Annotated in this window: 3 protein-coding genes; 2 read left to right on the forward strand and 1 reads right to left on the reverse strand. The window is 71.8% G+C overall.

Annotated elements, in window-relative coordinates:
* Nucleotides 1-158: 158 nt before the first annotated feature.
* Both H5J29_RS30035 and H5J29_RS30040 read left to right on the forward strand, forming a co-directional pair.
* A complete protein-coding gene (locus H5J29_RS30035) occupies nt 159-887 on the forward strand; it encodes a DedA family protein (RefSeq protein ID WP_181784336.1) in 729 nt (242 codons plus the stop codon).
* Nucleotides 888-891: 4 nt separating this feature from the next.
* Complete coding sequence (locus H5J29_RS30040; RefSeq protein ID WP_181784337.1) at nt 892-1,551, forward strand: DedA family protein; 660 nt, start codon at nt 892-894, stop codon at nt 1,549-1,551.
* Here the strand turns inward: H5J29_RS30040 and H5J29_RS30045 are convergent.
* Nucleotides 1,543-2,170: glycoside hydrolase family 76 protein (locus H5J29_RS30045; RefSeq protein ID WP_281376142.1), on the reverse strand; the 628-nt coding region annotated here is incomplete at its 5' end. The genes H5J29_RS30040 and H5J29_RS30045 overlap by 9 nt on opposite strands.

Below are 2,170 nucleotides of genomic sequence, written 5' to 3' on the forward strand. Positions count from 1 at the left end.
CAGCCCTGCGCCGCCAGATCGCGATCGCCCTCACCGTCGCCCTGCTGGCAGGTGTGCTGCTCGGGGTCGGGATCGCGCTGGTCTCGCTGCTCGCCCCGGGCGTGCTTCCCACGATGGGCTGACGGGGCGCACAGGACCGCCCGGTACCGTCGTCCCCTGTGACGACCACCCTCGCACTCGGACCCGAGTGGCTGAAGCCCGACGTCATCATCGAATGGCTCGGCCCCTGGGCCCTCCTCGGGCTCGCGTTGATCATCTTCGCGGAGTGCGGGCTGCTGCTGGGCTTCTTCCTCCCCGGGGACTCGCTCCTCTTCACCGCGGGCCTGTTCGTCGCGGCCGCGGCCGGCGGCCGGCCGGGCATCCAGTCGCCCCTCTGGCTGGTCTGCGTGATCCTCGTGGTCGCGGCGTTCGTGGGGAACGTCGTGGGGTACTGGATCGGCCGCAAGGCGGGCCCGGCGATCTTCGACAAACCGAAGAGCAGGCTGTTCAAGCCTGCGCACGTGCAGAAGACGCAGGAGTTCTTCGACAAGTACGGCAACCGGGCCATCGTGCTCGGCCGGTTCGTGCCGGTGGTGCGCACGTTCATCACGGTCATGGCGGGCGTCGGCCGGATGGAGCCCAAGCGGTACTTCACGTACTCGCTGATCGGCGGCGTCGCCTGGGCTGCGGGCGTGACCGTGCTCGGCTACTTCCTCGGCCAGTTCGAGTTCGTCCGCAGCAACATCGAGCTGATGCTGATCCTGATCGTGCTGATCTCGGTGCTGCCGATCATCGTCGAGATCATCCGCGCCCGGCGGCACCGGCCGGTCGCCGAGAACCACTACGACCCCGACGCGACCGTCCAGCTTCCCGTGGTGCGGCCGAACCAGCCGCCGCGCCGGTACTAGCGCCGTGCACGAGACCGTCCTGGCGTTCGATCCGCTGGGGTCCGCCGGGCCGGTCACGGTCTGGGTCGTCGTGCTCTCGTTCGTGTTCCTGGAGTGCGCGTTCATCGTCGGGCTGTTCCTGCCGGGCGACTCGCTGCTGCTGGCGGCCGGGGTGGTGCTGGCCGCGCACGGGCACGAGCTGTCCGCGTGGCTGCTGTCCGGGGCCGCCGTCGTCATGGCGGTGGCGGGCAACCAGGTCGGCTACCTCGTCGGCAGGTTCACCGGCACCCGGATCAAGCTGCGCAAGGGCGGGCGGATCCTGACGCGGGAGAACCTGGACCGGGCCGGGCGGTTCCTCGACCGCTGGGGCTTCTGGTCGATCGTCGTGGCGCGGTGGGTGCCCTGGGTGCGCACGTTGGCGCCGATGATCGCCGGCGCCGCGCGGATGGACAACCGCAAGTTCCTGCTGGCCAATTTGGTCGGCGCGATCGTCTGGGTGCCCGGGCTGGTGATGCTCGGCTACTACGCCGCAGGTCTGCTCGACCGGGTCCCCTGGGTCAAGGACGTCGCCGTGGTGGCGTCCGTGGGGTTCTTCGTGGTCGGGACGGCTTACGGGCTCTTCCGGTACGTGCAGGAGATGCGCAAGCCGGTCGACGAGGTCGACGCCACCCGCCCGTCAGAGTGACCGTTCGACCCGGGCCGCGGCCTCCAGCAGCATCCATGCACTGAGCTGCACCGACAGGTCCCCCTCGGGGGCCCCCGGGGCCGGGACCCGGGCCTGCCTGCGCCAGTCGTGGGCGAACGCGGGTCCGACGGGTGTGTCGGCGCGGTGCCGCCACACCGACTCCGCGCTGGCCAGGACGAGCTCGCGGGCGTGGGGCAGGTCGGGCAGCCGGACCGCGGCGTCGGCCAGGTAGCGGGCCAGGATCCCGTTGAAGAGGCCGCCGTCGCCGCCGTCGTCGTAGCCGCCGATCACACCGCCGGGCTCGGCGAGGTGAGCCGCGGTCGCGTGCAGCACGCCCTCGGCCCGCTCCCGCCACCGCGGATCGCCGTCGCGCTCCCCCAGCTCCACGCAGGCGCCCAGGTAGACGCCCTGACAGTAGGTGTAGGTCGTGGTCTCCCGGACGGTCCCGGACGGGCCGAGCCGGACGCCGTCGATCACCAGCCCCGTCACCGGGTCGACCAGGGTGTCCGCCAGCCAGTCCGTGATGCCCGCCGCCAGCGCGACGTCACCGGTGCGGGCCAGCAGGATCGCCGCCGGACCGTTGGCGGGGGCGTTCTTGAAGTCGTCCCCGCGGCGCCAC

The sequence above is a fragment of the Pseudonocardia pini genome (genome assembly GCF_013870575.1).
Lineage (GTDB): Bacteria > Actinomycetota > Actinomycetes > Mycobacteriales > Pseudonocardiaceae > Pseudonocardia > Pseudonocardia pini.